Below are 2,255 nucleotides of genomic sequence, written 5' to 3'. Positions count from 1 at the left end.
CCCCCCCCCCCCCCCCCCCCCCCCCCCCCCCCCCCCCCCCCCCCCCCCCCCCCCCCCCCCCCCCCCCCCCCCCCCCCATCTTCAAGCACACGACGGCATCCGCGATCGGCGTAAGAGTCTCGTGGGCTCGGAGATGTGTATAAGAGCCCGCGCCCACGCCGAGCCGGGCGGCGGCCGAGCGCCCGCCCGCCGGCGTCCCCGGCCCCGACACGACCGGCGTGCCCGCGGGCACCCGGCTGACCGTGCACGAGGGCGACCTGCGCATCACGACGCCCGGCACGGTGGTCGACGGGGTCGAGGTCCGCGGGATCGTCCGCGTGGAGGCGTCGAACGTGACGATCCGCCGCTCGGTGGTGAGCGGGCGTCCCGCCGACAGCAGCGTCGGCCTGGTCATGATGATCGGCGACGCCCGGAACCTGACGATCGAGGACTCCGAGCTCTACTCCAAGGACCGCTCGCCGCACGTCCGCGGCGTCATCGGGCAGGGCCTCACGATGACGCGGGTGGACGTGCACTCCGTCACCGACCAGCTGATGCTCACCGGCGGCGACGTGCTGGTGCAGGACTCGTGGCTGCACGACAACCTGCACTGGGAGAAGGACGCGAACTTCGGCGGCGGGCCGACGCACGACGACAACGTGCAGATCGCCGCCGGGTCGAACATCCGCCTGCTGCGCAACGTCCTCGAGGACACGCACAACGCGGCGATCATGGTCACGCAGGACCGTGGGGCGGTGCGCGACCTGCAGCTGGTCGGCAACCGGATCGGCGGGGGCGGGTGCTCCGTCAACCTCGCGGAGAAGTCGGTCGGGCCGCTGTCGGGCCTGGTCCTCGCGGACAACGTCTTCGACCGCACGCAGGTGCACCGCGGCTGCGCGATCATCGCGGACGCCGGGACCATCCCGCTGCTGCAGCTGCGCGGCAACCGCTGGGCCGACGGCGCGGCGACGTCCGTGACGCTGCGCGGCAGCTGACCCGCGGGGGACGCCGCGCCGGCTGACCCACCGCCGTCCGGACCGGGAGCCCGGGCCCGCGCTCAGCCGAGCGCGGGCTCCGGCTCGTGCTCCGGCTCCGGCTCCGGCGCCGCGGCGGGACGGGGCGGCGCGAGGCGGTCGAGCTCGGCGCGCACCGCGACGGCGTACCGCTCGGGCGAGAACCGGGTGAGGGCGTCGGCCCGCGCTGCGGCGGCGAGCCGGGCGCGCAGCGCGGGATCGCCGTCGAGGCGTGCGAGTGCGTCGGCCAGCGCCGCGGCGTCGCCGGGCGGCACGAGCAGGCCGGTCTCGCCGTCCCGCAGGATCTCGGCGAGGCCCTGCACGCGGGACGCCACGACGGCACGCCCGGCGAGCATCGCCTCGACGGCGGTGTTGCCGAACGGCTCGACGCGGGACGGCACCAGCACGACGTCGGCCTCGGCCAGCAGCGGCCACGTCGGGTGCACGAAGCCGAGCAGCTCGACGCGCCCCGCGAGCGCCGGCTCGTCGAGCCGTGCGCGCAGCTCCCGCTCGAACCACTCGTAGCCGGTGAACGTGCTGCCGGCGACGCGGAGGCGGAGGTCGTGCCCGCGGGCGACGGCCTGCGCGACCGCCTCGAGCGCGACGTCGGTGCCCTTGCGCGGCGACAGGCGCCCGACCAGCGCGACGCGCAGCGGCCCGCCGGGGGCCGGGGGTGCGGGGTCGTCGGCGGGGCCGGGCACGCCGTTGTGGACGACCACCGCCCGCTCGGCGAGCGACCCGAACACCGGCCCGATGCTGCGGCGTGCGGCCGCGGAGTTCGTCACGACGCGGTCCGCGAGCAGCAGGGGCGCGGTGAGCGCGGCGGTGACGACGCGCGGCTGGTCCTCCTCGGCCTCGTGCACGTGGCACAGCACCGGCACGCGCGCGAGCCGCGCGGCGACGACCCACCACGGGATCGTCAGGGTGCTGACGTAGACGAGGTCGGGTCGGGTACGCCGCAGCGTCCGCGTGGTGCGGACGACCGAGCGCACGGCCGCGAGCGCGAGCCCCGGCAGTCGCGCCGGGTGCAGCAGCGACTTGCGCAGCACCGGCAGGTCCGCCCGCGTCACGCGCACCCCGAGCGCGGCGGCGCGGGCCGTCAGCGGCCCGTCACCGGGCAGGACGAGCTCGACGTCCCAGCCGCCGGCGCGCGCGGCGCGCAGCGTCTCGAGCATCTGGAGGTCGGCGCCGTACAGCTCGGTCGACGGGTGGGCCACGACGAGCCGGCGCGGGGCGCCGTGCGCGCGCGCCGCCGTGCGCGCC

Annotated in this window: 2 protein-coding genes; one reads left to right on the top strand and one right to left on the bottom strand. The window is 77.3% G+C overall.

All coding sequences use genetic code 11. The features are described 5' to 3' along the window. Positions 1-218: 218 nt before the first annotated feature. A complete protein-coding gene (locus tag AB6N23_RS18155; RefSeq protein ID WP_412867359.1) occupies positions 219-974 on the top strand; it encodes a hypothetical protein in 756 nt (251 codons plus the stop codon). A gap of 62 nt (positions 975-1,036) precedes the next feature. Here AB6N23_RS18155 and AB6N23_RS18150 read toward each other — a convergent pair. After that, positions 1,037-2,255: glycosyltransferase (locus tag AB6N23_RS18150; RefSeq protein ID WP_412867358.1), on the bottom strand; the 1,219-nt coding region annotated here is incomplete at its 5' end.

Origin of the sequence: Cellulomonas pasadenensis (genome assembly GCF_047229365.1) — a bacterium.
Classification (GTDB): Bacteria; Actinomycetota; Actinomycetes; order Actinomycetales; family Cellulomonadaceae; genus Cellulomonas.
Note: the sequence above shows the minus strand (reverse complement) of the source record. Positions and strands in the feature narration are given on the sequence as shown.